This window comes from Bradyrhizobium sp. CCBAU 11357, from assembly GCF_028128865.1.
Lineage (GTDB): Bacteria > Pseudomonadota > Alphaproteobacteria > Rhizobiales > Xanthobacteraceae > Bradyrhizobium.
Map to the genome: position 1 here is coordinate 1 of NZ_LBJW01000043.1, position 1,143 is coordinate 1,143.

The 1,143-nt window shown below is 65.2% G+C and carries 1 protein-coding gene; it reads right to left on the bottom strand.

Annotation, left to right across the window (positions count from 1 at the left end; all coding sequences use genetic code 11):
* Nucleotides 1-1,143, bottom strand: a 1,143-nt coding sequence (locus tag XI05_RS08995) for a chemotaxis protein CheA (protein ID WP_271500728.1), incomplete at both ends; no start/stop codon positions are given.

The window sequence follows — 1,143 nt, forward strand, 5'->3', positions numbered from 1 at the left end:
GAACTCGATCTTGTCGGCGGGCAGCTCTTCCAGGCGCGTGACCAGGCCGAGCGGGACCGCCTTGGGCTGCGACGAGCCGGCGCGGAACACCAGCAGCGAGGTGGTCTGCTCGCCGGAGCCGATGTGATGGGCGCCGTTCTCGTCGCCCATGTCATGGGCCGAGGAGCCGGCGGCGCCGAGCGCTTTCGCAATGCCGTTGGGATCGATGATCATGATCACCGCGCCATCGCCCAGAATGGTGTTGCCGGAGAACATGTCGATGTGACGCAGTTTGGTCGACATCGGCTTGACCACGATTTCTTCGGTGTGGAACACGCCGTCGACGACGATGCCAAAGGTCTGGCTGCCGACCTGGGTGACCACGATGAAGCCGTTCTCGGGATCGCTGGCGGCGCCGTCGTCGATCTTGAGCAGCTTCTTCAGGTGGATCAGCGGCAGCAGCTTGTTGCGCAACCTGAGGACGGCGGTGTCCTTGATGCGCTCGATGCGGTGCTCGGAATTGGCGCGGGCCCGCACCAGCTCGACCACCGAGAGCTGCGGAATCGCAAAGCGGTCGCCGGCGGCTTCGACGATCAGGGCCGAGACGATGGCGAGCGTCAGCGGGATCTTGATGGTGACGGAGGAGCCTTCACCCGCGACCGACTTGATGTCGATGGTGCCGCCGATCTGGTCGATATTGGTGCGGACCACGTCCATGCCGACGCCGCGGCCGGAGACCGAGGTGATGGCGGCCGCCGTGGAGAAGCCCGGCGCGAAGATGAACTTGTGGATCTGGGCTTCGCTCATCTTCTCCAGCTCGGCCTCGGTGACGAGACCTGAGGAGAGCGCCTTGGCCTTGATCTTCTCGGTGTTGAGGCCGCGGCCGTTGTCGGCGATGCAGATGATGATGTGGCCGCCCTCGTGATAGGCGGAGAGGCGAATGGTGCCCTGCTCGCCCTTGCCGCTGGCGAGGCGCTCGGCGGGGGTCTCGAGGCCATGATCGGCGGAGTTGCGCACCATGTGGGTGAGCGGGTCCTTGATCAAATCGAGCACCTGGCGGTCGAGCTCGGTGTCGGCGCCGTGCATCTCGAGCTCGATCTGCTTGCCGAGTTCGGATGAGAGGTCGCGGACGATGCGGGGCAGCTTCTGCCAGGCATTGCCGAT